The organism is Mycobacterium gordonae (genome assembly GCF_017086405.1).
GTDB classification, from domain to species: domain Bacteria; phylum Actinomycetota; class Actinomycetes; order Mycobacteriales; family Mycobacteriaceae; genus Mycobacterium; species Mycobacterium gordonae_D.
Genome location: NZ_CP070973.1, coordinates 4,407,068 through 4,432,395 on the forward strand (window position 1 = coordinate 4,407,068; position 25,328 = coordinate 4,432,395).

Genomic DNA, 25,328 nt, shown 5'->3' on the forward strand with positions numbered 1-25,328 from the left:
GACCTGGTGAACCCGATCAAGCAGCTACTGCGCGATATATTTTCTTGTGTCTTGCGTGTCTATTGTGCCCTGTGATGCCCATGTTGCGCTAGTGTGCATTTTCCTTTCGGGCATGAGCGCCTAAAACCGCATCCGAAAGGGCAGGCCAGGGCTGCAGCGCCCACTGACCGAAGTCGCGGTCGGTGAGCACCACCAGCGCCAGGTCCGCCTCGGGGTCCACCCAGACGAAGCCGCCTGACTGCCCGAAATGGCCGTACGTGCGCACCGAGTTGCGAGCACCCGTCCAGTGCGGCGACTTCGAATCGCGCAGCTCAAACCCCAGCCCCCAGTCGTTGGGCCGCTGCGAGCCGTACCCGGGCAGCACTCCGCCGAGGCCCGGGAACTGCACCGTGGTCGCGTCGGCGTGCATCTGCGCCGAGACCGTGGCCGGACGCAGCAGGTCCCCCGCGAACCGGGCCAGGTCGTCAACCGTGGAGGTGGCGCCGAAACCGGCGGTATCAGCGCCCCCGTCGAGGCGGGTGGCCGTCATGCCCAGCGGTTCGCACACCGCCTCGGTGAGGTAGCGACCGAACTTGATGCCCGACTCGCGCTCGATCACCTGGGCCAGCACGGCGAACCCGTAGTTCGAGTAGATCCGGCGGGTCCCCGGCCGGGCCAGCACCTCGCCGGAAAGCATGGCCAGTCCCGACGCATGCGCAAGCAGGTGCCGGATGGTCGACCCGGGCGGTCCGGCCTCGGTATCGAGATCGACGACGCCTTCCTCGACGGCTATCTGCGCGGCCCGGGCCACGATCGGTTTGGTGACCGACGCCAGCGCGAAGACACGCGCGGTGTCGCCGTGCGTGGTCAGCACGCCGCTCGGGCCCACGACCGCGCCCGCGGCGTTCGGGACCGGCCAGTCCTCCAAGACGTCGAGAGCGCTCATCTACTTGCGAGCGATGTAGTAGTTGTTGATCGGGTCGGACTCGACTTCGGCGACCACCACGTCGTCGAAGCCGGCGTCGGCGAGCATCGCGGTGGCCAACTGCGTGCCCCACGCCGCCCCGAGCCCCGCGCCGTCGTGAGCCAGCGACACCGTCATGCAATGCATCAACGACACCGTGTACAAGTAGGTGCTCATCGGCACGTCGACGTTCTCCTCGAGCCGGCTTGATGCCTTGATGTCCGCCATCAGAAACACCCCGCCGGGGCGCAGGGCGCGGTGGATGTTCTCGAGCACGCGGGCCGGCTGCGCCTGGTCGTGAATGGCGTCGAATACCACGATGACGTCGTAAGTCGCCTCTTTGTCCAGCGTCGGCAGGTCGTGACTTTCGAAGGTGACGTTCTGCAGACCGAGCCGGGCGGCCTCGTCACGGCCGGCAGCAATCGCCTCTTCGGAGAAGTCGATGCCGGTGAACCGGCTGGCCGGAAACGCTTGAGCCATCACATTCACGGCATGCCCACTGCCGCAACCGAAGTCGGCGACATCGGCTCCGGATCGGAGACGTTCCGGCAGGCCGTCCACCAGCGGCAGCACCACATCGACGAGCCCGGCGTCGAACACCACCCCGCTCTGCTGGGCCATCAATGTGTGGAAGCGGGGATATTCGCTGTAGGGCAGGCCGCCGCCCACCCGGAAGCAGCCGAGGATCTTCTGCTCGACCTCACTGAGCAGCGGCACGAACTGTGCGACCAACGCAAGGTTGTTCGGCCCGGCGGCGCTGGTCAGCACCGCGGCGCGCTGGGCGGGCAACGAATAGGTCCCGGTCTCGGGGTCGTAGTCGACCACGCGGCCGGTTGTCATGCCTCCCAGCCACTCTCGCACATATCGTTCGTCGAGCCGCGCGGCTTGGGCGATCTCCGCACTTGTGGATGGCGCCAGGCTGGCCATCGTCTCCAGCAGCCCGGTCTGATGCCCCAGACTCAGGAGCAGCGTCAGGCTGGCGTTGTCGATCGCCGACACCATGCGGTCGGTGAAGGCTTGGACTGTTTCGGGGACGGTTTCGGTGCCGGTCTCGGGTGCCGTCATGCGAAGCGACGCTACACCGTAGTTTGGACGCCATGAGTCAGACAGTGCGCGGCGTCATTTCGCGGAGAAAAGGACAACCCGTCGAGTTGGTCGACATCGTCATCCCCAACCCCGGACCGGGTGAGGCCGTCGTCGACATCACCGCCTGCGGCGTGTGCCACACCGACCTGACCTACCGCGAGGGCGGTATCAACGACGAGTACCCGTTCCTGCTCGGGCACGAGGCCGCCGGCACGGTGGAAGCGGTCGGACCCGGCGTCACCCACGTCGAACCCGGTGACTTCGTGATCCTGAACTGGCGCGCGGTGTGCGGGCAGTGCCGCGCATGCCGAAGAGGCCGGCCGCACCTGTGCTTCGACACCTTCAACGCCGAGCAGAAGATGACGCTCACCGACGGCACCGAACTCACACCCGCACTGGGCATCGGGGCGTTCGCCGACAAGACACTGGTGGCGGCCGGGCAGTGCACCAAGGTCGACCCGGCCGCCGATCCGGCCGTCGCGGGCCTGCTCGGCTGCGGGGTGATGGCGGGGCTGGGCGCGGCGATCAACACCGGTGGGGTGACACGCGACGACACCGTCGCCGTGATCGGCTGCGGTGGCGTGGGTGACGCCGCCATCGCCGGCGCCGCGCTAGTCGGGGCCCGCAAGATCATCGCGGTGGACACCGACAACACCAAGTTGGAGTGGGCCCGCAAGTTCGGCGCGACCCACACCGTCAACGCCCGCGAATTTGATGTCGTGGAAACCATTCAGGACCTCACCGATGGCTTCGGTGTCGACGTGGTGGTCGACGCCGTCGGCCGGCCGGAGACCTGGAAGCAAGCCTTCTACGCCCGCGACCTTGCCGGGACTGTGGTGCTGGTCGGCGTGCCGACACCCGACATGCGCCTGGACATGCCACTGGTGGACTTCTTCTCCCGTGGCGGCTCACTGAAGTCGTCCTGGTACGGCGACTGCCTGCCCGAGCGCGACTTTCCCACCCTGATCGACCTGTATCGGCAGGGCCGGCTGCCGTTGGAGAAGTTTGTCTCCGAGCGAATCGGGTTAGACGGCATCGAGGAGGCGTTTCACAAGATGCACGATGGCACGGTATTGCGTTCGGTGGTGATCCTGTAATGGTGGTCATCGACCGGCTGGTCACTCACGGCACCTTCGAACTCGATGGCGGCAGTTGGGAAGTCGACAACAACATCTGGCTGATCGGCGACAACTCCAACGTCGTGGTGTTCGACGCGGCCCACGAGGCGGCACCGATCATCGAGGCCGTCGACGGGCGTCATGTGGTGGCGGTGGTGTGCACACACGGGCACAACGACCACGTCACCGTGGCGCCCGAGCTCAGCGAGGCGCTCGACGCGCCGGTGCTGTTGCACCCCGCAGACGAGGTGTTGTGGCGAATGACCCATCCGGACAGCGAGTTTCGCTCAGTTGCCGAAGGCCAGACACTGAAGGTGGCCGGTACCGAGGTGCGGGCCATCCACACGCCGGGGCACTCGCCGGGATCGGTGTGCTGGTACGTCCACGACCTCGGCGTGGTGTTCAGCGGTGACACGTTGTTCTCCGGCGGCCCGGGGGCTACCGGCCGGTCGTACTCGGATTTCCCGACGATTCTGCAGTCGATCTCCGAGCGGCTTGGCAAGCTGCCCGGAGATACCGTCGTGCATACCGGCCACGGGGACAGTACGACGATCGGCGACGAGATCGTGCACTACGAGGAGTGGGTCGCCCGCGGGCACTGAGCCCTCGCCCCCGATAGCCGCACCCCCAGCGAGCGCGCCCGCCGCGAGCGGGCACTCAAAGCCAGCCGCACCGGCGTGTCGGCGTACCGCAGCGCACACTCGCGCCCCAACAAAACGCGAGCTACTGCTCGTAGAGGATCCGCCGCTTCTCCTCTTGAAACTCCTCTTCCGTCAAAGCGCCTGAATCCCGCAGCGCGGCAAGGTTTTTCAGCCGCTCGACGCGCACAGCCGCACCGGTCGGCTCGTAGGCCACCGCGGGCGCCGCGAAACTAACCGCGCCGCCGGCAGAAGGCACCGGACGGCGGCGCGCCCGCCCCAGCCACACGATCGACAGCGTCAGATCCACCAACCCGACGACGAACAGCGCTACGAAGACCCAGACCAGGTAGCCGTACGAACTCTGATGCCCGAAAGCCAGTCGCGGGTTGATGTATCCGTTTACCTGGCCGTCGGTCACGACGTTGTAGGTGCCCTCCGCCGGCACCTGGACGTTCCACACCCGGATATGCGCATCGTTGTTGACTGTCGTTGTGCTGCCGATGCTTTCGGTGACCTCCGGCTGCGCCACACCGTCGGGCGGAGTGATCGAGATGCGCATGGGCGGCACGGGCAGCCCGCCGCCGTCGGTCCCACCGATGACCAGGGTGTGCAGGCTGACGGTGGCCTGTCCGGCCGGTAGGTGCACGCTGCCACTGCCCGGAACGGGCACCTCGCCGTAGGCGTCGTAGTCGTCGAGGAAGAACACATTGAGCACCAACGTGGTGATGAAGCCGGCCACCGCCACCACCAGCGTCACAATCGCCAGGATCAGTGAGATCTTGGCGACCCGTCTGCTATTCATCCAGGCAGTGTGTCACGCGCGACGGCGACAAGGGAGACTGTTTGCGACCGCGGACGAAGCAACCGGACAAGGAGTTCTCACATGACCAACGATCTTGTCGCCACGGTGCCCGATCTGTCCGGCAAGCTCGCGGTTGTCACCGGATCCAACAGCGGCCTGGGCTTCGGGCTGGCCAAACGTCTGGCGGTGGGCGGCGCCGACGTCGTGATGGCCATCCGCAACCAGAGCAAAGGCGAGGCCGCGATCGCGGAGATCCGCAAATCGGTGCCCGACGCCAGCCTGACCATCAAGCCGCTGGACCTTTCGTCGCTGGCCTCCGTCAAAGCGTTGGGTGCACAGCTCACTGCCGACGGCCGCCCCATCGACATCCTGATCAACAACGCCGGCGTCATGACGCCGCCAGAGCGCGACACCACGGCCGACGGCTTCGAATTGCAGTTCGGCAGTAACCATCTGGGCCATTTCGCCCTCACCGCCCAGGTGTTGCCGCTGCTGCACGCGGCGCAGGCTCCGCGTGTGGTATCGCTGAGCAGCATCGCCGCGCGCCGCGGCCATATCCACTTCGACGACCTACAGTTCGAGAAGTCCTACGCTTCGATGGCCGCCTACGGGCAGTCGAAACTGGCGACACTGATGTTCGCCCGCGAACTGGACCGGCGCAGCCGCCAGGGCGGCTGGAACATAATGTCCAACGCGGCGCACCCCGGGCTCACCAAGACCAATCTGCAGATCAGCGGACCGTCACACGGCCGGGACAAGCCGGCGCTGATGCAGCGTCTCTATACGACGTCCTGGAAGTACGCCCCGTTCCTGTGGCAGGAGATCGACGAAGGCATCCTGCCGGCCCTGTACGCAGCAGTCACACCTGGCGCCGAAGGCGGTGCCTTCTACGGCCCGCGCGGGTTCGCCGAGGCCGCCGGAGGCGGAGTCACCGAGGCCAAGATACCTAAGCGAGCCGCCGATGACGCTGACTGCAAACGGCTTTGGGAAGTTTCGGAGAGGCTTACCGGTGTCAACTACCCCGCGCCGAACTGAGCCGCAACCCAAGCTCCGCCTCCCGGAATCAAGCGTCGTTGTCCGGCCGGAGCCGATGGAGTCAGCGACGTACGGCCAGTCGTCGCGGCTGCAGGCGGCTGGACTGCTACCGGCCGTCGCGCTGTTCGAGCAGGCGGCGCAACAGGTGCCGCTGCCCAAACCCCCGCAGCCGGTCGTCGTTGCCGACTACGGCGCGGCCACCGGTCACAATTCACTGAAGCCTATGGCCACCGCGGTCGAGGTGTTGCGTGCGCGAACCCGCCACGACCACGCGATCCTGGTGGCGCACACCGATGTCCCCGAGAACGACTTCACGGCCCTGTTCCACACGTTGTCCGAGGATCCGGACAGCTATCTGAACATCGACTCGGCCAGCTTCACCTCGGCGATCGGTCGATCCTTCTACCAGCAGATTCTGCCGACCGGCACCGTCAACCTCGGGTGGTCGTCGTGGGCGATCCAGTGGCTGAGCCGAATTCCCGCGGGTGCGCCGGAAATCGCCGACCATGTGCAGGTCGCGTTCAGTCGCAGCACCGAGGCGCGGCGGGCTTACGAGCATCAGTCGGCGCTGGACTGGAACGACTTCGTCGCGTTCCGCGGCCGCGAACTGTGTCCCGGCGGCAGGTTGGTGGTGCTCACCATGGCCCTGGATGAAGACGGCGAATTCGGCTATCGCCCACTGAACGAGGCGCTGATGGCGACGCTGGAAGAACTTGCCGAGCAGGGCCTGGTGCGCAGGGAAGAGTTGCGGCGCATGGTAATTCCCGTGGTGGCCCGCACCGAGAAGGACTTCCGCGCCCCGTTCGCTCCGCGCGGGTGGTTCGAGGGCCTGACGATCGAGCACCTCGACATGTTCAACGCCGAGGACCGCTTCTGGGCGAGGTTCCAAAGTGATTCCGACGCCGAGGCTTTCGGCGCGCAGTGGGCAGCATTCGCCCGGGCAGCCCTGTTCCCGACCCTGCGGGCGGGCCTGAGCGGCGGGATCAACGATCCACGCGGAGCGGACTTCGTCCAGCGGCTAGAGTTTGGTGTCGCCGAGCGGCTGGCCCAGACGCCCGAACCGATGCGTATTCCGCTCGCGTCGCTGGTGTTGGCCAAGCGGGATTCGCTGTAACGGGGAGTTTCGGCGCGCCACCGATGTGGTAACCCTCACTTTGGGTCGGGACATAGAGCAACTCCATAAGGGGGCCACAGGTATGACCGCGCACGACGACGAATCGGCTGGTCAGGAGACCAGCAAGACCGATGACGGTGCCGTGAGTACTGCCGAGGCCGACGACAAAGACGAACAGAACACCGGGGGCGCCGGGGGCAGCACAGAAAAGCCCGAGCCGGACGAGGAAGACAAAGAGCAGGCCAAGGAGATGATGACGGCCTACGAGGACAGGCCCACTCTGGTGCTGCCCGGTTCCGGCAAGACCATCACCGGCACTGCGGTAAACGACTGGCTCGACGACGACGGCAACCCCAAGTACGCCGAGGACGAGGACTCGCCGGCGGCCAAAGCCAAGTCCGAGGGTTCCAAAGGCAGGGACGAGAAAGATCAGCCGCCCGCCCAAGATGAGGCCGGCAAGAAGGATGACGGCGACGGCGAATCCCGGGCCAAGAACACCGCCGAGAGCGAGCGTGCCGCCCACGCCGACGAAACGACGGAAGACGAGAACAAGTCGGTCGAGGAGCTGAACCAGGAAGCCGAGCAACGCGTCAAAGACAACCTGGACAAGGACAAGGACTTCAACAAGCAGATCTTGGAGGCGACCAAGCAAGACCGCGAGGACCGCGAGAAGGCTGGTACGTAGACCGGATTCAGCCCGCCTGCAGTCTGCCCGGAAGCGCTGGAACTGTCGGCGCATAGGCAATCCCCGGAATCTGCGGTAGTCCCGGAATCTGCGGCAGCTGCGGAATAGGCGGCGGCGTAGGTGGATTCGGATTCGCCGGCCCCGGCAGCTGAGGTATCTGGGGAACCGGCGGCGTTGTTACCGGTGGCTGGGTGGTCACCGGCGGTTGCGTGGTCACCGGCGGCTGAGTCGTCGCCGGAGGCGCAGTGGTCGCTGGCGGCGGCGCTTCGGTGGTCTGCAGCGGGGCTTGCGTCGTCGCGGGCGGCGGGGCCGGCGCCCGCGTCGTCGGCGCGGGTTCGGGCGTCGAGGCCGGCGGTGGCTCTGCACTGGGACTCTCGCTGGTGGCAGGCGGCGGCGCCGAACTGCGCGGGGTGGTGTTGACTCCCGGCGACTTGCCGCCCTTGTCGTGCGACGTCAACCCGATAGCCACCGCGGTGCCTACCAGCAGCACCGCGACGACCGTGCTGACGATTATCACCGCCGGTAGGCGGTACCAGGGAATCGGCGAGGCCTTCTGTTCGGCTTCCGGCCTTTCTTCGCGCTCGAACTTCATCTGCGGCCGGGCGGCCGTGTAGCCGGAACCGGAGCTCGACGAAACCGCCGGCATCAGACGTGATTCGTCCTGGGCTTCCGACCAGGCCAGCGCGGGCTGCATCGCCGACACCGGAGCAGCTGCTGCGGGCACATCCTGGAATTCCTGCGCGGACGGCTCGGGCGCCGCCGCAGGCGCAGCCACCGCCGGCGGCGCGGCCGGGGTCAGCGTCGTCGCGCTGGTGTCACCGGGGCCTCGTGCGGCGCGCAGCGCGCCCCCGATAGCCGCGGTCAGTTGCGGGCGTGGCGTGGTGATCACCGGCACCCCGAACCGCCCGGACAGCGACGTGGTCACCGCCGGGATGTTCGCGCCGCCACCGACCGTGACGATCGCGACCAAACCGGATGCGTTGCGGTGCAATGATTCTTCGAGCACGCCGGCCACCCCTTCCAAGGCGCCGCGGATCGTCTCTTCGAGTTCGTTGCGGGTCAGCCGGATTTCACTGCGGACTCCGGGCACCCCCTCGGAAAGGGTGGTAGCCGTCGTGGCCGAGAGCCGCTCCTTGGCCCCCCGGCAGGCGGCCCGCAACCGGGTCAGCGACCCGATGGCCGCGGTGGCGGACGGATCGAACGAACCAGTGGCGGGCATCTCGGACATGACGTAGCTCAGCAGCGACTGGTCCACCAGGTCACCGGAGAAGTCGTGATGCCGGATGGTCGGGCCTAGCGGCTGGTAGTCGGCGCTGGCGTCGACCAGGGTGATGCTGGTTCCGCTACCACCGAAATCGCACACCGCGACGGTCCCCCGGGCCGGTATGCCGGGGTTGGCGCGCACCGCGAACACGGCAGCCGCCGCGTCCGGGATCAAAGTGGCCGGTGTGGCCTGGTGCGACCACTCCGACACCCGGCTCACCGCCCCGCCCAAAGCGTCGACCGCCGCCGGCGCCCAGTGCGCCGGATACGTGACCGCGACATTGTCGGGCAGCGCGCGCCCGCCGGTGGCCGCGTAGGCCAGCGCGCGCAATCCGTCGGCGACCAGCGCCTCGCTGCGGTGCACCGAACCGTCTGCCGCCACGATCCCGACCCGGTCGCCTACCCGGTCGACGAAGTCGGTGATCACCAGCCCGGGTTCGTCCAGCTTGGGATTCTCCGAGGGAACCCCTACCTCGGGCGGGCGCTGCCGGTAGAGGGTGAGGACGGGTTTGCGGGTGATGGAGTGGTCGGGCGTGACGGCGGCTAGATTCGTGGCACCGATCGACAGGCCCAGCGCTGGCCTAGCTCCGTCTGCCATCTGGCCTCATCCCCGTGTCCCCCCGGCGTCATCTTCCTCTACAAACCTATAGGCACTTTCAGTATCGGCTATCAGCGGAACTGTATGAGTGCTGGTCAGCGGATCGTACCCGCGCCCGGGATCAGTGGCAGGTCCAGCGCGGTCACCCAGCCCGGGGACAAGTCGTTGACCGCTGGGACGGCGTTGAGTGCCCGCAAACCGGTCGCCAGGCATCCGGCGGCCGCGGCGTCCCGACCCGAGCCGTCGGTGAAGCGGAACGCGGTTTCCTGGAAGATGCTGGGCGTGCCTTCGATGTCCACCCGGTACACGTCGTTGTCGTGGCCCGTCGGCCAATCCGGGGCGGCGTCGAGCCCGATGCGGTTGACATGCTCCAGCTGGATGCGCGTCTCACCTTTGTAGAGCCCGTTGATCGTGAACCGGACGGCGGCGACGTTGCCCGCCTTGACGACGCCCTTGGCGGACTTCCGGTCGGTGGGAGTCACCCACTTGTCCCAGGTCGTGGTCATCTCGTCGAGCATGATGCCGGCGGCATGGGCGATCATCGGGACCGTGGCGCCCCACGCGAAGATCAGCACGTCGCGGTTTTCCAGCATCGGGCTGAACTCCGGTTCACGGCCGATGCCCATCTCCCGCTCGTAGTCGCCCTCGTAGTTGGTGTAGTCCAGCAACTCGGAGGCGCGCACCCGCTTAACCTCCGAGCACAGACCCATCAGAGTCATCGGGAACAGGTCATTGGCGAAACCGGGGTCGATGCCGGTGGTGAAGCAGGAGGACTCCCCCAGCTCGCACGCCTGGGTGATCGGGGCAATCCAGTTCGGCGGGTTCTGCGGCATGGTCGGCCAGATCCACGGCGTCATCGCCGTCGAGCACACATCGATGCCGGCCCGCAGGAAGCGGGTGATCAGCGAGATGTTGTCCTTGGCGTGCATGGCCGTGGGGCCATAGTGCACCAACGCGTCGGGTTTGAGCGCGATCAACGCCTCCACATCGTCGGTGGCGGTGACACCGACCGGTTCGCCGAGTCCGCAGATGTCCCCGACGTCGCGGCCGACCTTCTCCGGATTGCTGACGCCGACACCCACCAACTCGAACAGCGGATGCTTGACGATCTCCGGGATCACCATCCGCCCCACGAAGCCGGTGCCCCACACCACCACCCGCTTAACGCCACTCTGCGTCATCAATCGCCCCATCTTTCGACTATCCGCTTCACCCTAGGCGGGCGGTGCGGCGACACCTAGCATCGGACCGTGCGAGCGGTCGCGGAATCGATCGCGTGGCGTTTCGTCAGTACGTTCGACGTGATCAGCCTGCTCGCCGATCTCGTGCACGAAGGCGCTCGTTCGCGCATCCGCCCGTAACTGGCGCGCCGCTCTGGCGATGCTGGGCTGATTACGCATCCGAGTACCGCATCCAGACTCCTACCAGGACGCTGAAGTCGCCGAATCCGCTCGTACACAAAGGTTCTGGGGCCTGTCCGCACGGATGTGGCGATACTGCGGTTTCACCGCGACCACCCTGCTCAGCTTCGCCACCTTCGGGCTTTGGCGCGTCGCATGGTCACCCGGGGGCGTGCTCACTGCGGCCGCGGTGCCGGTAATCTCCGCGGCCCCGGTGGCAACGGATGCGCCGGCAATACGGCGCTCAGCGCGCCGCCAAAGCGTGCAAACCCCTGGTGTGGCGCCGCGGGTGATGACACGATGAACAACCATGACCAGTCGTCGCGCAGCTTCGATCCTGATTGCCACCGGCACCGCCTTCGGGGCCACCTATGGTGTGGCGCACGCGGACCCTTTCAAACCCCCGGGCGCATTCCCACAGGTTCACTACGAGGTCAGTGGCACCGGGATGGCCGAATACATCTCGTACCAGACCCAGTACGGTCAGCAGCGAGCGGTAAACGTGCCGCTGCCGTGGTCGACGGACTTCCAGGGTTTCGGTGGTCAGGTCTACGTGCTGAGTGCGCAGGGGCAGGGCACCATCGCCTGCAAGATCGTGGTGGACGGCAACGTGGTCAACGACGCCCATTCGACCGGGACGCCCGGGAAAACCATGTGCTCACACTGACGGCGCCTAGGCTCGCCAGTGGCGCCTCCTCAAATGGTATGGAGGTCAGCTCCAGCCCCAACATCACCATCAACGATCAGACGCCGGAGTTGGCCGAGCACTTCGGTTCGATGATCGTGATGGACGACCCGCGCCACCAGCGGCTGCGCTCCATTGTCAGCCGGGCGTTCACGCCGACTGGTGGCCCGCATCGAAGCGTCGGTGCGGGATCGCGCACACCAACGGACGACCATCAGAAGATATTCCTTTGAATCAATGCGATTCTCGGCTTCGGCGCCCCCGAACTGCCCACCGATTTCGGTGAGTTCCTACGTCAGGTTCGGCGGCGGCGCGCACCGCTGTCTGAGCGCCAATTTGGCCCGCCGCGAGATCCGGGCGGTGCTCGACGAATTGCGCCGCGAGATGTCCGAGATCGTGGCGACCGCCGAGCCCGACATCTGCTGTCGCAGCTATTCCAAGAATCAGGGTGCTGCCGGTTACGTGGTAGCGGCACCCGCGTCTAGGTCGTAAACGAACAGGACACGCGGGTAGACCGTCAGCCACTCCGGCGGCTGGGAAATCCTTTGCACAGCAGTCGCTTTCGTGGTCAGCCAAGCCAGCGCCTGACGGTACTCGTCCAGGCGTGCCGGGCGAAACGGGTAACGGCGGTAGTAGGCGAACGCCTGCACGTGCGCGTGCAGGGCGAGCTTGCCGACCAACCCCCCGGGCATGTCTTCGAACACGATGACGCGCCGGCGCGCGACACGGTCGCATTCCGCGGCCAGCCGGACCGGGTCGTGGCTGTGATGCAACACTTCGCTGAGGATCACGTGGTCAAACGATTTGTCCGGAAACGGGATTGACGTGCCGTCGAATTCGGCGAAGGTAATGTCGGTCTGCCGGAAGTCTTTGACGTCGACACCGGTGGGGACCGCCCCGTACATCGCACGCAAGTAGGCCGACAGATGCCCGGTTCCGCAACCGACGTCGAGCACGCTCTCTCCCGGCCCGACGTAATCGGCGAGGGCTTCAGCCTGCTCGCGCAACCGCACGGCGGGCTGCATGACATGCTGCGCTTCGGACAGGCGGCGGCGCAACATCTCGGCCAATGATTGGGCGGCAATCATTGACGTAAGAGTATCCGGCGGCGCCGGACAATGGCGTTGTTGCTGTCGCCCTTTCGGCCATGCTTGCATGTACCCGGGTATGCGATGTGGCCGCCCAAGCAAACGGCAACGCCGCGATACGGAGGTCTAGCAGTCACCGTGACCGCCCCGCCAGGTTCTTCCACCCGTCAACGCTTGCTGGAGGCCGCGGTCACCTGCATTCGCCGGAAGGGATACGCCGCCACGACCGCGCGGGACATCACGGAACTTTCCGGAGCGAACCTGGCCTCGATCGGATATCACTTCGGTAGCAAGGACGCACTACTGGACGAGGCGTTGATCGAGGCCACCGAACGCTGGCTAAGGCCCCTGGCGCGGCAACGACGCGGCGCGGAGTCGGCGGGCCTGGAATCCGAGTTGTCGAATTTCGTTGAGTCGCTCCCTGGTAACAGGGCGGTTGTGCTGGCGTTCTTCGAGGCGCTGCCTCGCGTGGAGCGCTCACCGGTGGTGCGGGCACGACTCGCAGAAATCTATGAGCAACTGCGCGCGGGGATACTCGATGTCCTACCGCCGGCCTGGCGGGATGACACCGCTTTGGCCAGTGCCATTGTCGCGCTCTACGACGGAATTCTCGTTCAGTGGCTGGTTGATCCGGACCGGGTCATAGATGCGCCGGCCATGGTCGCCGGCCTGCGCCGCGTTTCAGCCGGTCGAGTCCGATAACGGAATTCGCCGATTGGCATGCCGAACGTGGTATACATACGTATATATGAAATCGCGGGAACCCGACGTCGCAATCATTGGCGCGGGCGTGGCTGGGCTCTGCGCCGCCACCCGACTGGCGGCAGCGGGCCGCGACGTGATGGTTCTCGAGGCTGCCGACCGGATCGGCGGTCGGCTACTCCGTCAGCACGTCGCCGGGGTGGTCGTCGACGGCGGTGGTGCGTGGGTCGGCCCACGCCAGCCTCGGATTCTGCAGCTCATCACCGAACTCGGGTTGACCACCGTGCCAACGTTTAACCGAGGTCGGCACTTGTCTTGGCTTGGTCGACGGGTGCACTCGGCGCGGGGCGCAATGCCGCCGGTGCCTGCGTTGGCGCTCGCCGACGCTGCTGTCGCGATGGCACGTCTGGACATCATGGCCAAGCTGCTGCCGCGGCGCGCCCCGCTGCTCGACCGGCTGACCGTCGGTTCCTGGCTGGATCGGCATGTGCGAACCCACGGCGCCCGCACCTTGATCGAGATCGCCGTCGGAGCCACCACCGGCAGCAGCGTGGACGAGGTTTCACTGCTGGCGTTCGCGACGCATGTCCGAGCTGCCGGCGGCCTGCACCAACTCACCGGGGTGCGCGGCGCGGGGCAGGACGCCCGGGTAGCCGGTGGAGCCGTAGGCATCTGCGAAAGGTTGGCCGATCGCCTTGGCAGGCAACAGATTCAGCTGAGTTCAGTTGTGCGGGCGGTGCAGCCCGACCGTGACCATGTCGTGCTCCGGCTGCGCGGCGATCAAGCGGTGCGGGCCGAGCACGTCGTCGTAGCCGTCGATCCGGCCAGTTGCGGAAGAATCGACTTCGGGCCTTTGCTGAGCGTTGGCCGTCAACAGCTGCACCGCCGGTTCCGCATGGGTAGCGGCATCAAATACCACATCGCCTACCCCACGCCATTCTGGCGGCACGCCGGGCTGAGCGGGCAGACCTACGCCGACGAGGGCTTAGCGCGTTTGACCTTCGACGCCACATCCGATTCGGACGGACCGGGGATTCTGGTCGGATTCCTTGGTAGCTTCGCCAGCGATTCACTTCCCGCGGCCGAGCTACTGGACCCGAGTGCGGTCGAGGAGCGCAGTGCCCACGTCGCTACCGACCTGGCACGGCTCTTCGGGCCCGCGGCAACGAAACCGTTGGCCTACATCGAACAAGACTGGCGCGCTGAGGCTTTCCTGACCGGATGCGTTCCGGCGCCGGGCCCCGGGGTGCTGTCGGCGGCCGGACCCGAACCGCACGCGCCCAGCGGTAGAGTCCATTGGGCCGGTGCGGAGACCTCCCCCGTTTGGGAAGGCCATATGGAAGGGGCGGTGCACTCAGCGCACCGCGTCGTCGCCGAGATCATGTCTGCGCCCTGATCACCGAACCGACGGACACGTTCTGGGCTACAGACGCCGCGCGTTCGCCCGGTGTCGCTTTGTAGGGGACCACGAAAAGCCTAGACTCGCACGCTAGCCCGGGTTTCGAGGAGGCTGTCATGGGGGTCGAGCGCCGTACGATGCCGCGTTCGGCGGCAGTGCTGCCGGGCGGTCTGACCAGCACCGCCCGCCTGCCTCTCCCCGAGCTCAGCCGCTGCACCGTCGCGGTGTCCGATTGCCCCGTTCCCGAACCCAACCCGAGCACCGTGCCCGGTCAGCCGCAGGGTGCTCTCCGTGAGCCGACCACCATCTCGGCCCCTGGCCGATCGTGACCGCCAAGCGTATTGCGTTCGCGTGCATGGTGGGTACCACCGTCGAGTTCTACGATTTCTACATCTACGGCACCGCCGCCGCGTTGACGTTTCCGACGGTATTCTTCCCGAACCTCAGCCCCGTACTGGCCACGATCGCCTCGATGGGAACCTTCGCCGCCGCGTTTTTGTCCCGGCCGTTGGGCGGAGTGGTCTTCGGCCACTTCGGTGACCGCATCGGGCGTAAGGCGACGCTGGTTGCCACGCTGCTGATCATGGGGTTGTCCACCGTGGCAGTGGGTCTGACGCCCGGTGCGGTGACGATCGGTGTGGCGGCGCCGTTGATCGTGCTGACGCTGCGCCTGCTGCAGGGGTTCGCCGTCGGCGGCGAGTGGGCCGGATCAGCATTGCTCGCTGCCGAATACGCACCGGTGGACAAGCGCGGTCGATACGGCATATTCACGGCCATCGGCGCCGGGATCGCGATGGTGTTGACCGGCGTCACCTTCTTGGTCGTCAATGCCACCGTCGGCGAGACGAGTCCGGCGTTTCTGACCTGGGGGTGGCGAATTCCGTTCCTGCTCAGCGGTTTACTGGTCGCCTTCGCGCTGTACGTGCGGGTCAGCATCGAGGAGACGCCGGTCTTCGCCGGCCAAGCCGCCAAGACCGGCCGAACCGTGCCGCCGCGGGCTCCGCTCGCCGAAGTCCTGCGCCAACAACGCCGTAGCGTGGCACTGGCCGCAGGCAGTTTTTTGGCGCTGTATGCGTTCGTGTTCATGGCCGGCACCTATTTGACCGGGTATGCGCACAGCAGCTTGGGGCTGTCCCGCAACGCGATTCTGTTCGCCGGTTTGCTCGGGGGGCTGGTGTGGATAGCGATGGTGCCGGTGTCGGCCGCTCTGTCTGACCGGGTCGGGCGTCGACCCGTCATCCTGTCCGGGTGGGCGCTGGCGTTGCCGTGGTCATTCGCCGTCCTGCCGTTGATCGACGCCGACAGAGCGGCGCTGTTCGCGGTGGCCATCGCCGGCACGTATGGGATCGCTGCCTTCGCTTACGCGCCGATGACATCGTTTGTGCCGGAGCTGTTCACGACATCGCACCGCTACACCGGCGCCGGGCTGGCGATTAGTGTATCCGGCATCTTGGGCGGCGCCGTTCCGCCGCTGATCGCCGAACCACTGCATGATCGCTACGGCAGCGGGTCGATCGGGCTGATGCTGGCCGGGCTGGTGGTGATGAGCTTGTGGTGCACGTACCGGCTGCCGGAAACCCGGGGGACGTCGCTGGAGAGCGCGATCACTACGGCGATATCACCGTCTCGCGCAACCTAGGATTCCGAAGCCTCCCGCGCCCGTAGTTGTTCGGCCAGCTGCCGAATCTCGCTACGAAGCTCGTCGATCTGAGCGGCCGTCGCCACCTGATTGGCCGTGTCGTTCTCGGAAACCCGCTGCACGATCCACGAGGCGAGTGACCCGGTCACCACACCGATCAGCGTGATGCCGCCCATCATCAGCAGGACCGCAACGACGCGCCCGGTGACGGTGAGCGGATAGAGATTGCCGTAACCGACGGTGGTCACCGTGGTGATGGCCCACCAGACGGCCTTACCGAAGCTGTTGATGGTGGTGCCGACCTGCTGGCGTTCGGCATCCAGCACCGCCAGCGCGCCGGTGTAGACCAACAGCAAAACCCCGGACACGGTGTAGATCAGGATCTGGCCGCGCACGGCATGGCCGACGGCCTTTTGCAGCACACCGAGCAGCACGATCAGCCGCACCATCCGCAGCGGTCGCAGGAACGGCAGCATCACGATCACCAGGTCGAGGATGTGCAGCAAGAACCATTCCCGGCGGTTGTCCGCCAGGGCCAACCGAGCGAAGTAGTCCCCGACGAAAAGGGCCCAGGCGATCCAGCAGAGCAACCAGAGGATGCGCGCTTCCGTCCCGTGCGGCCGGGCCAGGATCTGCACCGAATACATGATCAGGAAGGCGACGGCGACCAGGGCGAGCGGCCACTCGGTGCGCTGCCTCCACAACTGTTCCTTGGAGATCGACTGCATGTGCATCACCCTACGAGCTGGTCGGCCAGATCGACGAAATCGCAAGCGTTGACATCGAACTCGTCGGAATAAGCGACATCGGCCACGCCATCGGCGCCGAATTCGAGCGGCCGGGCGACGAAGGCGGTCTGGAAACCAAGTTGGGCGGCGGCGCGCAGGTCGTACTTGTGGCTGGCCACCATCATGATCTCGCCGGCAGGTAGGCCGAGGTAGGTGGCGGCCATCCGGTAGGCGGCCTGGTGGGGCTTGAAGACCCCGGCCATCTCCGCGGTGAAGATGGCGTCCCAGGGCAGGTGGGCGCGCTTGGACATGGTGATCACGGTGCTGACGTCGGCGTTCGACAGGGTCGCCAGGACATATGTGCGGCGCAGCCGGGTCAGCCCCGGCACCACATCCGGCCACGGACGCAGCCGCTGCCAGGCCAGCGCGAGGTCGTCGCGCTCCGCAGCCGTCAGGTCGGTGAAGCCGGCTTCGGTCAGAACGGCGTCGAGCACGTCCCGGTAGACGGAGTGCACCGAAAGCCATGACCCCTGGCTTGGCCGGGCTTCCAGGGCCGCGAAGTAGCCTGCCCGCCAACGTCGGACGACCTCCGACCAATCCACCCGGGCGTCGCGGCCGACGCTGATCCGGCGCGCCTCGTCACACACCGTGGAGTGAAAGTCGGTCGCGGTTCCCTGGACATCGAATAACAGCGCCTTGAGCACGCGACCGAATCTACGATGTGCACCGTGGCTACCGATGCTCCCCCCGAAGACGTCATCGAAGAGCAAGAGCCCGACTACCGTTTCACCCTTGCGAACGAGCGGACGTTCCTGGCCTGGCAGCGCACCGCGTTGGGTTTGCTAGCTGCTGCGGTCGCCCTGGTACAGCTTGTTCCCGAGTTAGCAGTGCCCGGCGCACGACGACTGCTCGGGATCGGCCTCGCAGCGCTGGCAATCGGCACCAGCGGCGTCGGGCTGCGCCGCTGGGTCCACGCCGATCGCGCCATGCGGCGCGGGCAGCCGCTGCCCCGCCATCCCTCGCCCGGTTTTCTGGCCGTAGGACTGATCGTGCTCGGTGTGATCGCGCTCGGATTGGTGATCTTCAAGGCGATCACGGGGTGAGCGGGCCCGAGCCCATCGGCGGCGCCGCCGAACGAACGACGCTGGCCTGGACGAGGACATCGATTGCGTTCGTGGCCAACGGGGTGCTGTTGGCGTTGAAAGACGTGCACGGTGCCGGTCAACGTGTGGGTGCGCTGCTGCCTGCCGGCGTGGCGTGCGCAGCGGCACTGGCTACCTACGTGATCGCGCTGCGGCGACAGCACACGTTGGCCATGCGTCCACTGCCGCCCCAAATCACCGCCCGCCGCCAGGTGTACGTGGTCGGTCTCGCGACGTTCGCGCTCATCGCAACGACCGCGATCGCCCAACTGCTATAACGCTTTTCGCTACCAGAGATACACGACGGCGTCTTTGCCGCCGGTACATCTGATCCACGGGTTGGCGCCGTCGCCGGCGCACTGCATCAAGAAGTTGGCGGGGATCTTCGGATCGCACTCCGCGCCCGCCACCGTGAAGCAGTCGACGGCTCCCGGCGACGACACCGTGCGCGCGCCGTTGGTGGCGTTGTTGTAGGTGTTCCAGTACGAATGCAGCACGGCGTTGGCGAAGTAGCAGGAGGTCTGCGGGGAGCCGCGCCCGCCGTGCGAGCCGTACCCGGTCACGTTCATCTGGAAGCCCTGGTCGCAGCTCTGGTGGCTGGCGCTCTGGTCGGGGCCGGTGACCAGCGGTGGTGCCGCGTTGGTCGGGCGCGACGGAATCGGCTCCGGCGAGTTCGGCGACGTCTCGCCCGAGTACGGCGGGATGGTCGGCGGCACAGTTGCCGTCGCACCGGCCGGCGTGTCCTCCCTCTTCGCCAGCAGTCCGACGGCCACGCCGATTCCGCCCAGCACGAGCACAGCACTGACACCGATCACGACCGGGGCCAGCCGGCGCCCTCGGAGTTTGGCCGGGGCCTCGCTGGGGACCACGGGCTGCGGCCCGGACGGAAAGGTCTGCGGGTAGACCTGCTGGACCGTCGGCGGCTGCGGCGCCGGCTGCGTCGGCGGCCGCGGCGGGGGCGGTGGCGTCCAGGACGCCGCACGGGTCGGCGACTCATCGGTCGGATCGACGGCGGTGCGGACACCACTGCGCAGCGCCCGTTCGGCCGCCCGCCCGAACGCTCCGGCGCTGCCGTACCGGTCGTCCGGCTCCTTGGCCATGCCTCGCGCGATGACGTCGTCCAGGGCTGCCGGAACCCGCGGGTTGGTCAGGCTGGGTCGCGGTGGCGGTGAGGACAGGTGGGCCGCGACGAAGCCGCCCTGGGTTTGCGCCGGGAACGGAAGCTGGCCGGTCAGCGCTTCGTACAACACGCACGCCAGGGAGTAGATGTCGGCGGACGGGGTGATGTCCCGGTCGGAGAATCGTTCCGGCGCCATGTAGGCCCACGAGCCGACTCGCATGTTGGCCGCCGTGAGGCGGGTGTGCTCGCCCATGGTTTCGGCGATTCCGAAGTCGACCAGATAGGCGAAGTCAGCCGGGGTGACCAGGATGTTCTGCGGCTTGATGTCGCGGTGCACGAGTCCCTCGGCGTGCGCGGCATCCAGCGCGGCGGCGATCTGGGCGACGATGGCGACGGCCCGCGCCGGTTCCAGCGGTCCGTTGGCCAGCAGGCTTTCCAGGTCCTTACCGCGGACCAGCCGCATGTCGATGAACAGTGAGCCGTCGATCTCGCCGAAACCGTGAATCGGGATAACGTGCGGTTCCTGCAGCGTGGCCGCGGCATGCGATTCGCGCTCGAAGCGGGTACGGAACTTACGGTCATTGGCGAATTGGGTCTTGATGATCTTGAGGGCGACGGTTCGGCCGATCTGGTTGTCGTAGGCCTCGTAGACCTCGCCCATGCCGCCTTTGCCCACCACACCGGTGATCGTGTACTTGCCGAATGTCGTGCCGACACGCTGATCCACCGCTAACGCCCTCCTCCGTAGGGATTATGCGGCACGTTGCCAGGATGTCTTAAGGGTTGCCCGGGCAACCACCGGTGGGCAGCCGAGCGAGGTGGGCGCGCAGCCAGGTGGCGGCTTCGTCGAGGGCACGGGTGCCGTCGTCGAAGGATCCGGACGTGGGCTCGGCCGCGATGGCGACGGCGAGCCGGCCCGAGTTGACCACGCCGAACTGGCGCACCAGATACTTGTCCGCGGGCGACGGCCCCCAGCCACCTTTGAATTGCGCGGCGGGCAGCGCTCCCATTCCCCAACTCTGTTGCGGCACAATCTGACCCATCAGGACGAAGATCGGGTCGTACCGCTTGTCGCAGAATGCTTGGGCGATGAAGCGCACCTGATCGGCGAGTGACCAGATGGTCTGGCCGAACGCGGTGAATTCCGGTCGTAGCTTTCGCGATTCGACGATCGTCGGGTCCCCGGTCTCCCGCAGGATGTCTTGCACCTTGCCCGCGGCAGTGACCGGGTCGCCGAGCTGCTGCCAAAGCGCTTCAGCCGCTGCGTTATCGGACTCGGTGATGGTGGCTTTCAGCTGGGCGGTGACGTTGTGCTGTTGTCGGTAGGCGGCGATCGCCAGCGGCACCTTGATGGTCGACCAAGCCGGACCCTGCTGCCAGTCGCCATACATCGCCGGCGGTTCGTCGCTGCCGACGGCGGTGACAGCCAATCCCATCCTGGCGTTGAGGCGGCTGGCGAGTTGAGCGAATTCGGCGGCCAGGTCGGGGTGCTGCGCGGCCGGGGCACTGCTGGGGGATGTCATCGGTTGCCTTTGTGAAGCGGGGGCGTGCCGGTAGGTGTAGACGGCGGTTGATGTCACGATCGCGGCCGCCACAACCAGTGTTGCGAGGACCGCGATCGTGGAGCGGAGCCTAGCCCGCCTTGGCTTGCAGATAAGCGACGATCCCCTGAGTTACGGCGGAGGCGTATTTCGCTCGGCCATCGGCACTTTCGATCTGGGCGGAATCCTCGGCGTTTTTCATGTTGCCCAGCTCGACAAGCACGGCGGGGTACTGGGCCAGGTTGAGGCCGGCGAGGTCGGCACGACCATAGAGACCGTCGGAGCCGACATAGTTCGACGGCTGGAAGCCGGCGGAGATGAGGGCCGAGCGCATCGCGTTGGCCAGCTGCATCGCGCCGTTGGATTGGGCGTCGTTGAGCGGCGGGCTGGAGTAGTTGACGTGGAACCCGCGCCCGGAGGGGGGTCCGCCGTCGGCATGGATGCTGACGATCGCGTCCGGATGCATGGCGTTGGCGCGGGCCGCGCGGTCGTCGATGCAGGGGCCCACGGAGCCGTCGTCTGGCCTGGACAACTGGGTGGTGACGCCGAGGTTGTTCAGGTTGGCCGCGACCATATTGGTGACGTCCCAGGTGAACGCGTGCTCGGGATAGCCGTCGCCGGCCGCGGTGCCCGAGGTGTTGCACGGCTTCGTGCCGCCCCGGCCGTTGGGCACCTGCTGGTTGATCGACGGGTCGGCAACGGCGTTGTGACCCGGGTCGAGGAAGACGCTCATGCCGGCGATGCCGGCGGCTGACGCGGGCGGCACGGCGACCATCGCGGCCAACAGGACGGGTGCTGCGGCGGCGCATTTCAGCACGTCGCGCCTGGAAAATCGGCTCACCGCGCGATGGTAACAACCGTGGTGGGCTCAGCGCCCTTCACCTGCGCGCCCTTGGCGCGCCGAGGTTGCCACCAGGGTTGCGCGGGGAGCTCGATCACGACCGCCACGGCAATCTCGATCGTGGGGGGGCGATCAGCTGCGTTCACCAAGCCGAGCAATTGCCTCACCGATCGTGCTATGACCAGACAATGCGAATCGTCACGCTCGCACCGATCGCGGCCGTAGCCGCCGTCGCGCTTGCAGCCACCGCGCACGCCGACCCGCGGAACTTTCGCACCCCGTCGGGAAACATCGTCTGCACGATCAGCAACACCGGCGCCGCGTGCGATATCAACGAGTACACCTACACGCCGCCACCGCCGCCGGAGTGCGGCCAGCACATCGCCTGGGGCAACCGCTTCGTTCTGGCACCCGGCAAACCGGCCGAAATTCACTGTCACGGGGACACCCTGGGTGTGCCGGGCGAGCCGACACTGGACTACGGCCAGACCGCCTCGGCCGGCACCCTCAGCTGCACGAGCGAGCAGTCCGGAGTGAAGTGCACCGACAGCAGCAGCGGGCATTTCTTCGAGGTTTCGCGGGACTCATTCAAGCTCGGATAGCGGCGTCATACGTCGAGATGCAGGCATTGCCAAGCCCGTCCGCAGAGGCTTTATCCCAGATTTCGTCCCCGCCCGCCGACCACTCCGCACAGGCTTTGGCGTAATCCTCTTCAAGAGATTGGTGACCCGGCATGCGAATCGCTCTCGAGTAGCACCCGAGTAGGAACGCCGCGGCACGTCCTTATCCGATTCGCCCAATCGCCAACTGCGCGAAACGCTTCAACGTGTCGCACGACCCGTTGCCCTGAATCACCCGCAGCAGCCGGTCGCCGCCCAGCAACACCACCAACGTGGTGGACGGCGGCGAGGTCGTGGGGTCGTCGACACAGGCGGCCTTGCTGGCGACACCGTCGACCACCGTCCCGTGCCGGGAGTCCAGCGCGAACTGCGACGCCGCATCGACCAGGAAGGCGCCGGTTGACTGCAGGTCCACTTCCACACCGTCGCCCATATCGCCGGGCCTGTCGTAGATGCACGCCACGTCGACCGATCCCGCCTGGTCTCCGTAGGGCTCTAGGGTCACTTGCCCACCCATCATTCCGCGGGCCTCCGTCTCACTCACCCACTCGCAGGGATGGAAAGCGGCGGGCTCCCTCGGGTCGAGGTCGGCGAGGTCCACGGTCACCGGGTCGTGGCGCCCGGTCGGTGTGGCGGCGGCCGGCGACACGGCGACGACTCGGTAGGTCTTCTCCGCGGGCTGGGCGGGGCTGTGCAGCGGGTCGTGCCCGTCCGGCGCGACGCCCCGGACGTTGTCCCAACACCCCAACGCGCCGTCCTTGGCCTGGTAGAGCAGCCGTCCGACCACATTCGGCAGCGGGCGTGGCCAGGTCTGAGAGTCGCACAGCTGCTGCACTGTCGTCGGGCCGGGTGAGGCCGGCATCATCGGGTGCGGGGCGGACCGGTGCGCCGAACACCCCGCCGCTAGCACCGCCACGGCAATGACCACGGGCATCCACGGCTTCACGCCGATCAGTCAACGCGATCGGGACCGCTACCGAACCCAAGATCACCCGAGCGTGTTTCCCGCCGGGCTGCCAAGATGGTTAACGGACGGCAAACGTGCAGCTAACCTGGCGCGACACCGGGTCCGGTGAAATGCTGTGACTGGTCACCGTCGCCCGCGTTACAGTCGGGCCAGCGGTGACAATCGTGGGAGGCGTTGTTGCAGGAGACCTCGTTCGGCAAGTACCGGCTCATCGAGTTGATGGGCCGGGGCGGGATGGGCGAAGTATGGCGCGCCTATGACGCCGACACCGATCGAGTCGTCGCCCTCAAAATCTTGCCGTCCGCCGTTTCCACCGACGAGGTGTTCCAGCAGCGCTTCCGGCGCGAAGCGCACGCCACCGCGCGACTCAACAGCCCACACCTGATCCCCATCCACACCTACGGCGAGATCAACGGGCGACTGTATGTGGACATGCGGTTGATCGAGGGTCACGACTTGCAGGCGGTCCTGAACCAGGGACCGCTGCCGCCGGCCCGGGCGGTGAGCATCATCGACCAGGTCGCCAAAGGCCTGCACGCCGCGCACCGGGAGCGGCTGCTGCATCGCGACGTCAAGCCCTCCAACGTCTTGCTGGACCACGACGACTTCGCCTACCTGATCGACTTCGGCATCGCGCGTGCCGCAGACGACCTGTCCCTGACGGCGACCGGCAACTTCATCGGGACCTACCACTACATGGCCCCCGAACGGTTCACCACGGCGACCGTGGACTCCCGCTCGGACATCTACTCCCTGGCCTGTGTGCTCTATGAGTGCCTGACGGCACAGTCGCCGTTTCCGGGCGACACGTTGCAGGAGCAGATCACCGGCCACCGCAGTGCGCCCCCGCCACGACCGTCGAACACCAATCCCGACATTCCTGCCAGCCTCGACATGGTCATCGCACGCGGTATGGCCAAGAACCCCGGCGACCGGTACGACACCGCCCTGGAGCTCGCGCGCGACGCCCACAACGCGCTCACCGCGACCACAGTGACGCCGACCATCAGGATGCAGCCGGCTACGGCCGCGTACACCAATCCGCTGACCCGCCCCGACACCAGCTGGCGACAACCCCCGCAACCGCCTCCTCCGCCGCGCAATCCGCCGCCTGTGCCCCGGTCGCCGTCACCTCCGCCGCGGTCGCCGTCACCTCCGCCGCGGTCGCCGTCACCTCCGCCGCCCCCGCAGAACATCCACCCGACGATGGCGCGACCGGTGCCGGCTGCGATCTCGATTCCCAAGCCCGACTCCCCGCGGCCGGCCCCGACGCCGCCACCGCCACCTCGCCGTCCGTGGTGGCGCAGCAAGGCCGTCGCCGCGGGCGCTGTCGTCGCCGTGATCGTCACCGTGGTAGCAGTCGTCTTGCTCGGCACCTCGGGGTCGAAGAGCGAGTACGAACAGGTGACGCTGCCGTTCACCGGACTGCGTGACCCGCAGGGCCTGTCGGTGGATATCGGTGGAACCGTGTACATCGCTGATACCGAACACAATCGGATCTTGGCGCTGTTCGCCGGCACCACCGAACCCCACACGCTGCCGTTCGACGGCCTGAACCTGCCGACCGGTGTGACCGCGGACAACACCGGCACCGTGTATGTCAACGACGCCGGCAACAAGCGGGTCCTGGTCTTGCGTCCGGGGGCCCAGACCCAAGAGGTGCTGCCGTTCACCGATCTGGAGAATCCGACGGGGCTGACCGTCGACAGCAGCCGGACCGTCTACGTTGCCGACACCGGCAAGAACCACGTGGTGGCTCTCGCCGCCAATTCCAACACGATCACCGAAGTGCCGTTCAACGGTCTGAACAATCCGACGGGTCTGGTGGTGACGGGCAACGGAACCGTCTATGTGGCCGACGGCGGCAACAACCGCGTCCTGGTCCTGCCGGTGGACACCAAAAAGCAAGCAACACTGCCGTTTACGGGCCTCAAGCAACCCGGCGGTCTCACCCTCGACTCCCAGGGCAACGTCTACCTCAACGACACCGGCCACAATCGGACGCTGAAGCTCGCGGCGGGCTCCTCGACACAGGAAGAGTTGCCCTTCACCGGCCTCGACTACCCCTGGGGGTTGGCCGTCGACAACAGCGGCACCGTCTACGTCGGCGGGCGTAACGACAAGATCGTCGCGCTGCGGCACAAGTAGATTGGCTCAGCCGCCGAACCTGG

Annotated in this window: 26 protein-coding genes and 1 pseudogene; 15 read left to right on the forward strand and 12 right to left on the reverse strand. The window is 66.8% G+C overall.

Annotated features, from left to right (window positions below; genetic code table 11):
- Positions 1-88: 88 nt before the first annotated feature.
- Both JX552_RS18855 and JX552_RS18860 read right to left on the reverse strand, forming a co-directional pair.
- A complete protein-coding gene (locus JX552_RS18855) occupies positions 89-925 on the reverse strand; it encodes a serine hydrolase domain-containing protein (RefSeq protein WP_205873482.1) in 837 nt (278 codons plus the stop codon).
- Positions 926-2,008, reverse strand: coding sequence for a class I SAM-dependent methyltransferase (locus tag JX552_RS18860; RefSeq protein WP_205873483.1), 1,083 nt, complete (start codon positions 2,006-2,008; stop codon positions 926-928).
- A 32-nt stretch (positions 2,009-2,040) separates the two neighbouring features.
- On the opposite strand from JX552_RS18860, the gene JX552_RS18865 reads away from it, so the two are divergent.
- Positions 2,041-3,126 carry an S-(hydroxymethyl)mycothiol dehydrogenase gene (locus JX552_RS18865; RefSeq protein WP_205873484.1) on the forward strand — a complete coding sequence of 362 codons (1,086 nt, stop codon included), beginning with the start codon at positions 2,041-2,043 and terminating at the stop codon, positions 3,124-3,126.
- Positions 3,126-3,749, forward strand: coding sequence for an MBL fold metallo-hydrolase (locus JX552_RS18870; RefSeq protein WP_205873485.1), 624 nt, complete (start codon positions 3,126-3,128; stop codon positions 3,747-3,749). The genes JX552_RS18865 and JX552_RS18870 overlap by 1 nt, the downstream gene beginning before the upstream one ends.
- 121 nt (positions 3,750-3,870) lie before the next feature.
- Here the strand turns inward: JX552_RS18870 and JX552_RS18875 are convergent, their stop codons facing one another.
- The gene (locus tag JX552_RS18875) at positions 3,871-4,590 is read right to left on the reverse strand and encodes an SHOCT domain-containing protein (RefSeq protein ID WP_205873486.1); all 720 of its coding nucleotides are present in this window, start codon (positions 4,588-4,590) and stop codon (positions 3,871-3,873) included.
- A gap of 81 nt (positions 4,591-4,671) precedes the next feature.
- Here JX552_RS18875 and JX552_RS18880 point away from each other — a divergent pair, with 81 nt between their 5' ends.
- The 3 genes from JX552_RS18880 to JX552_RS32490 all read left to right on the forward strand — a co-directional run bounded on the left by JX552_RS18880 (position 4,672) and on the right by JX552_RS32490 (position 7,424).
- A complete protein-coding gene (locus JX552_RS18880) occupies positions 4,672-5,625 on the forward strand; it encodes an SDR family oxidoreductase (protein WP_205873487.1) in 954 nt (317 codons plus the stop codon).
- Positions 5,626-5,680: 55 nt separating this feature from the next.
- Positions 5,681-6,739, forward strand: a complete 1,059-nt coding sequence (locus tag JX552_RS18885) for a class I SAM-dependent methyltransferase (RefSeq protein WP_241010616.1) — start codon at positions 5,681-5,683, stop codon at positions 6,737-6,739.
- Between the two features lie 82 nt (positions 6,740-6,821).
- Positions 6,822-7,424, forward strand: coding sequence for a hypothetical protein (locus JX552_RS32490; protein ID WP_241010617.1), 603 nt, complete (start codon positions 6,822-6,824; stop codon positions 7,422-7,424).
- A 7-nt stretch (positions 7,425-7,431) separates the two neighbouring features.
- Here JX552_RS32490 and JX552_RS18895 read toward each other — a convergent pair whose 3' ends face one another.
- Together JX552_RS18895 and JX552_RS18900 are read right to left on the reverse strand one after the other, a co-directional pair.
- Positions 7,432-9,285 carry an Hsp70 family protein gene (locus JX552_RS18895; RefSeq protein WP_205873489.1) on the reverse strand — a complete coding sequence of 618 codons (1,854 nt, stop codon included), beginning with the start codon at positions 9,283-9,285 and terminating at the stop codon, positions 7,432-7,434.
- A gap of 95 nt (positions 9,286-9,380) precedes the next feature.
- Positions 9,381-10,466, reverse strand: a complete 1,086-nt coding sequence (locus tag JX552_RS18900; RefSeq protein WP_205873490.1) for an NAD(P)H-dependent amine dehydrogenase family protein — start codon at positions 10,464-10,466, stop codon at positions 9,381-9,383.
- 529 nt (positions 10,467-10,995) lie between these two features.
- Here JX552_RS18900 and JX552_RS18905 point away from each other — a divergent pair.
- The 3 genes and pseudogenes from JX552_RS18905 (at position 10,996) to JX552_RS18915 (ending at position 11,862) form a co-directional block, all read left to right on the forward strand.
- The gene (locus tag JX552_RS18905; RefSeq protein WP_205873491.1) at positions 10,996-11,352 is read left to right on the forward strand and encodes an MmpS family transport accessory protein; all 357 of its coding nucleotides are present in this window, start codon (positions 10,996-10,998) and stop codon (positions 11,350-11,352) included.
- A gap of 47 nt (positions 11,353-11,399) precedes the next feature.
- Positions 11,400-11,666: pseudogene (locus JX552_RS18910) on the forward strand (cytochrome P450); the annotation flags it as partial.
- Positions 11,608-11,862, forward strand: coding sequence for a hypothetical protein (locus JX552_RS18915; RefSeq protein ID WP_205878774.1), 255 nt, complete (start codon positions 11,608-11,610; stop codon positions 11,860-11,862). The pseudogene JX552_RS18910 and the gene JX552_RS18915, both read left to right, overlap by 59 nt.
- On the opposite strand, the gene JX552_RS18920 is transcribed toward JX552_RS18915, so the two are convergent.
- Entirely contained in the window at positions 11,829-12,458 is a 630-nt protein-coding gene (locus tag JX552_RS18920; RefSeq protein WP_205873492.1) for a class I SAM-dependent methyltransferase, read from the reverse strand. The genes JX552_RS18915 and JX552_RS18920 overlap by 34 nt on opposite strands.
- Positions 12,459-12,596: 138 nt before the next feature.
- Between JX552_RS18920 and JX552_RS18925 the strand changes: the two genes are divergently transcribed.
- The 3 genes from JX552_RS18925 (at position 12,597) to JX552_RS18935 (ending at position 16,198) form a co-directional block, all read left to right on the forward strand.
- A complete protein-coding gene (locus tag JX552_RS18925) occupies positions 12,597-13,160 on the forward strand; it encodes a TetR/AcrR family transcriptional regulator (RefSeq protein ID WP_241010618.1) in 564 nt (187 codons plus the stop codon).
- A gap of 46 nt (positions 13,161-13,206) precedes the next feature.
- Positions 13,207-14,556, forward strand: a complete 1,350-nt coding sequence (locus JX552_RS18930) for a flavin monoamine oxidase family protein (RefSeq protein ID WP_205873494.1) — start codon at positions 13,207-13,209, stop codon at positions 14,554-14,556.
- Between the two features lie 358 nt (positions 14,557-14,914).
- Positions 14,915-16,198 (forward strand): MFS transporter, encoded by a 1,284-nt coding sequence (locus tag JX552_RS18935; RefSeq protein WP_205878542.1) that lies wholly within the window; start codon positions 14,915-14,917, stop codon positions 16,196-16,198.
- On the opposite strand, the gene JX552_RS18940 is transcribed toward JX552_RS18935, so the two are convergent.
- A complete protein-coding gene (locus JX552_RS18940) occupies positions 16,195-16,926 on the reverse strand; it encodes a potassium channel family protein (protein WP_205873495.1) in 732 nt (243 codons plus the stop codon). The genes JX552_RS18935 and JX552_RS18940 overlap by 4 nt on opposite strands.
- Before the next feature lie 5 nt (positions 16,927-16,931).
- Positions 16,932-17,630, reverse strand: coding sequence for a haloacid dehalogenase type II (locus JX552_RS18945; protein ID WP_241010619.1), 699 nt, complete (start codon positions 17,628-17,630; stop codon positions 16,932-16,934).
- A 15-nt stretch (positions 17,631-17,645) separates the two neighbouring features.
- Here JX552_RS18945 and JX552_RS18950 point away from each other — a divergent pair, with 15 nt between their 5' ends.
- Positions 17,646-18,029 (forward strand): YidH family protein, encoded by a 384-nt coding sequence (locus tag JX552_RS18950; protein WP_205873496.1) that lies wholly within the window; start codon positions 17,646-17,648, stop codon positions 18,027-18,029.
- Positions 18,026-18,346, forward strand: a complete 321-nt coding sequence (locus JX552_RS18955) for a DUF202 domain-containing protein (protein WP_205873497.1) — start codon at positions 18,026-18,028, stop codon at positions 18,344-18,346. Before JX552_RS18950 ends, JX552_RS18955 begins: the two co-directional genes overlap by 4 nt.
- 9 nt (positions 18,347-18,355) lie before the next feature.
- Here JX552_RS18955 and JX552_RS18960 read toward each other — a convergent pair whose 3' ends face one another.
- The 3 genes from JX552_RS18960 to JX552_RS18970 all read right to left on the reverse strand — a co-directional run bounded on the left by JX552_RS18960 (position 18,356) and on the right by JX552_RS18970 (position 21,504).
- The gene (locus JX552_RS18960) at positions 18,356-19,915 is read right to left on the reverse strand and encodes a serine/threonine-protein kinase (RefSeq protein WP_205873498.1); all 1,560 of its coding nucleotides are present in this window, start codon (positions 19,913-19,915) and stop codon (positions 18,356-18,358) included.
- 49 nt (positions 19,916-19,964) lie between these two features.
- Positions 19,965-20,711: a serine hydrolase gene (locus JX552_RS18965; RefSeq protein WP_241010620.1), complete on the reverse strand. Its 747-nt coding sequence runs from the start codon at positions 20,709-20,711 to the stop codon at positions 19,965-19,967.
- A gap of 109 nt (positions 20,712-20,820) precedes the next feature.
- Positions 20,821-21,504, reverse strand: a complete 684-nt coding sequence (locus tag JX552_RS18970; protein WP_205878545.1) for an Rv3717 family N-acetylmuramoyl-L-alanine amidase — start codon at positions 21,502-21,504, stop codon at positions 20,821-20,823.
- A 254-nt stretch (positions 21,505-21,758) separates the two neighbouring features.
- Between JX552_RS18970 and JX552_RS18975 the strand changes: the two genes are divergently transcribed.
- A complete protein-coding gene (locus tag JX552_RS18975) occupies positions 21,759-22,172 on the forward strand; it encodes a DUF6636 domain-containing protein (protein ID WP_205873499.1) in 414 nt (137 codons plus the stop codon).
- 181 nt (positions 22,173-22,353) lie between these two features.
- Here JX552_RS18975 and JX552_RS18980 read toward each other — a convergent pair whose 3' ends face one another.
- Complete coding sequence (locus JX552_RS18980) at positions 22,354-23,124, reverse strand: hypothetical protein (protein WP_205873500.1); 771 nt, start codon at positions 23,122-23,124, stop codon at positions 22,354-22,356.
- Positions 23,125-23,334: 210 nt separating this feature from the next.
- On the opposite strand from JX552_RS18980, the gene JX552_RS18985 reads away from it, so the two are divergent.
- Entirely contained in the window at positions 23,335-25,305 is a 1,971-nt protein-coding gene (locus JX552_RS18985; protein WP_205873501.1) for a serine/threonine-protein kinase PknD, read from the forward strand.
- The last annotated feature ends 23 nt before the right edge of the window (positions 25,306-25,328 follow it).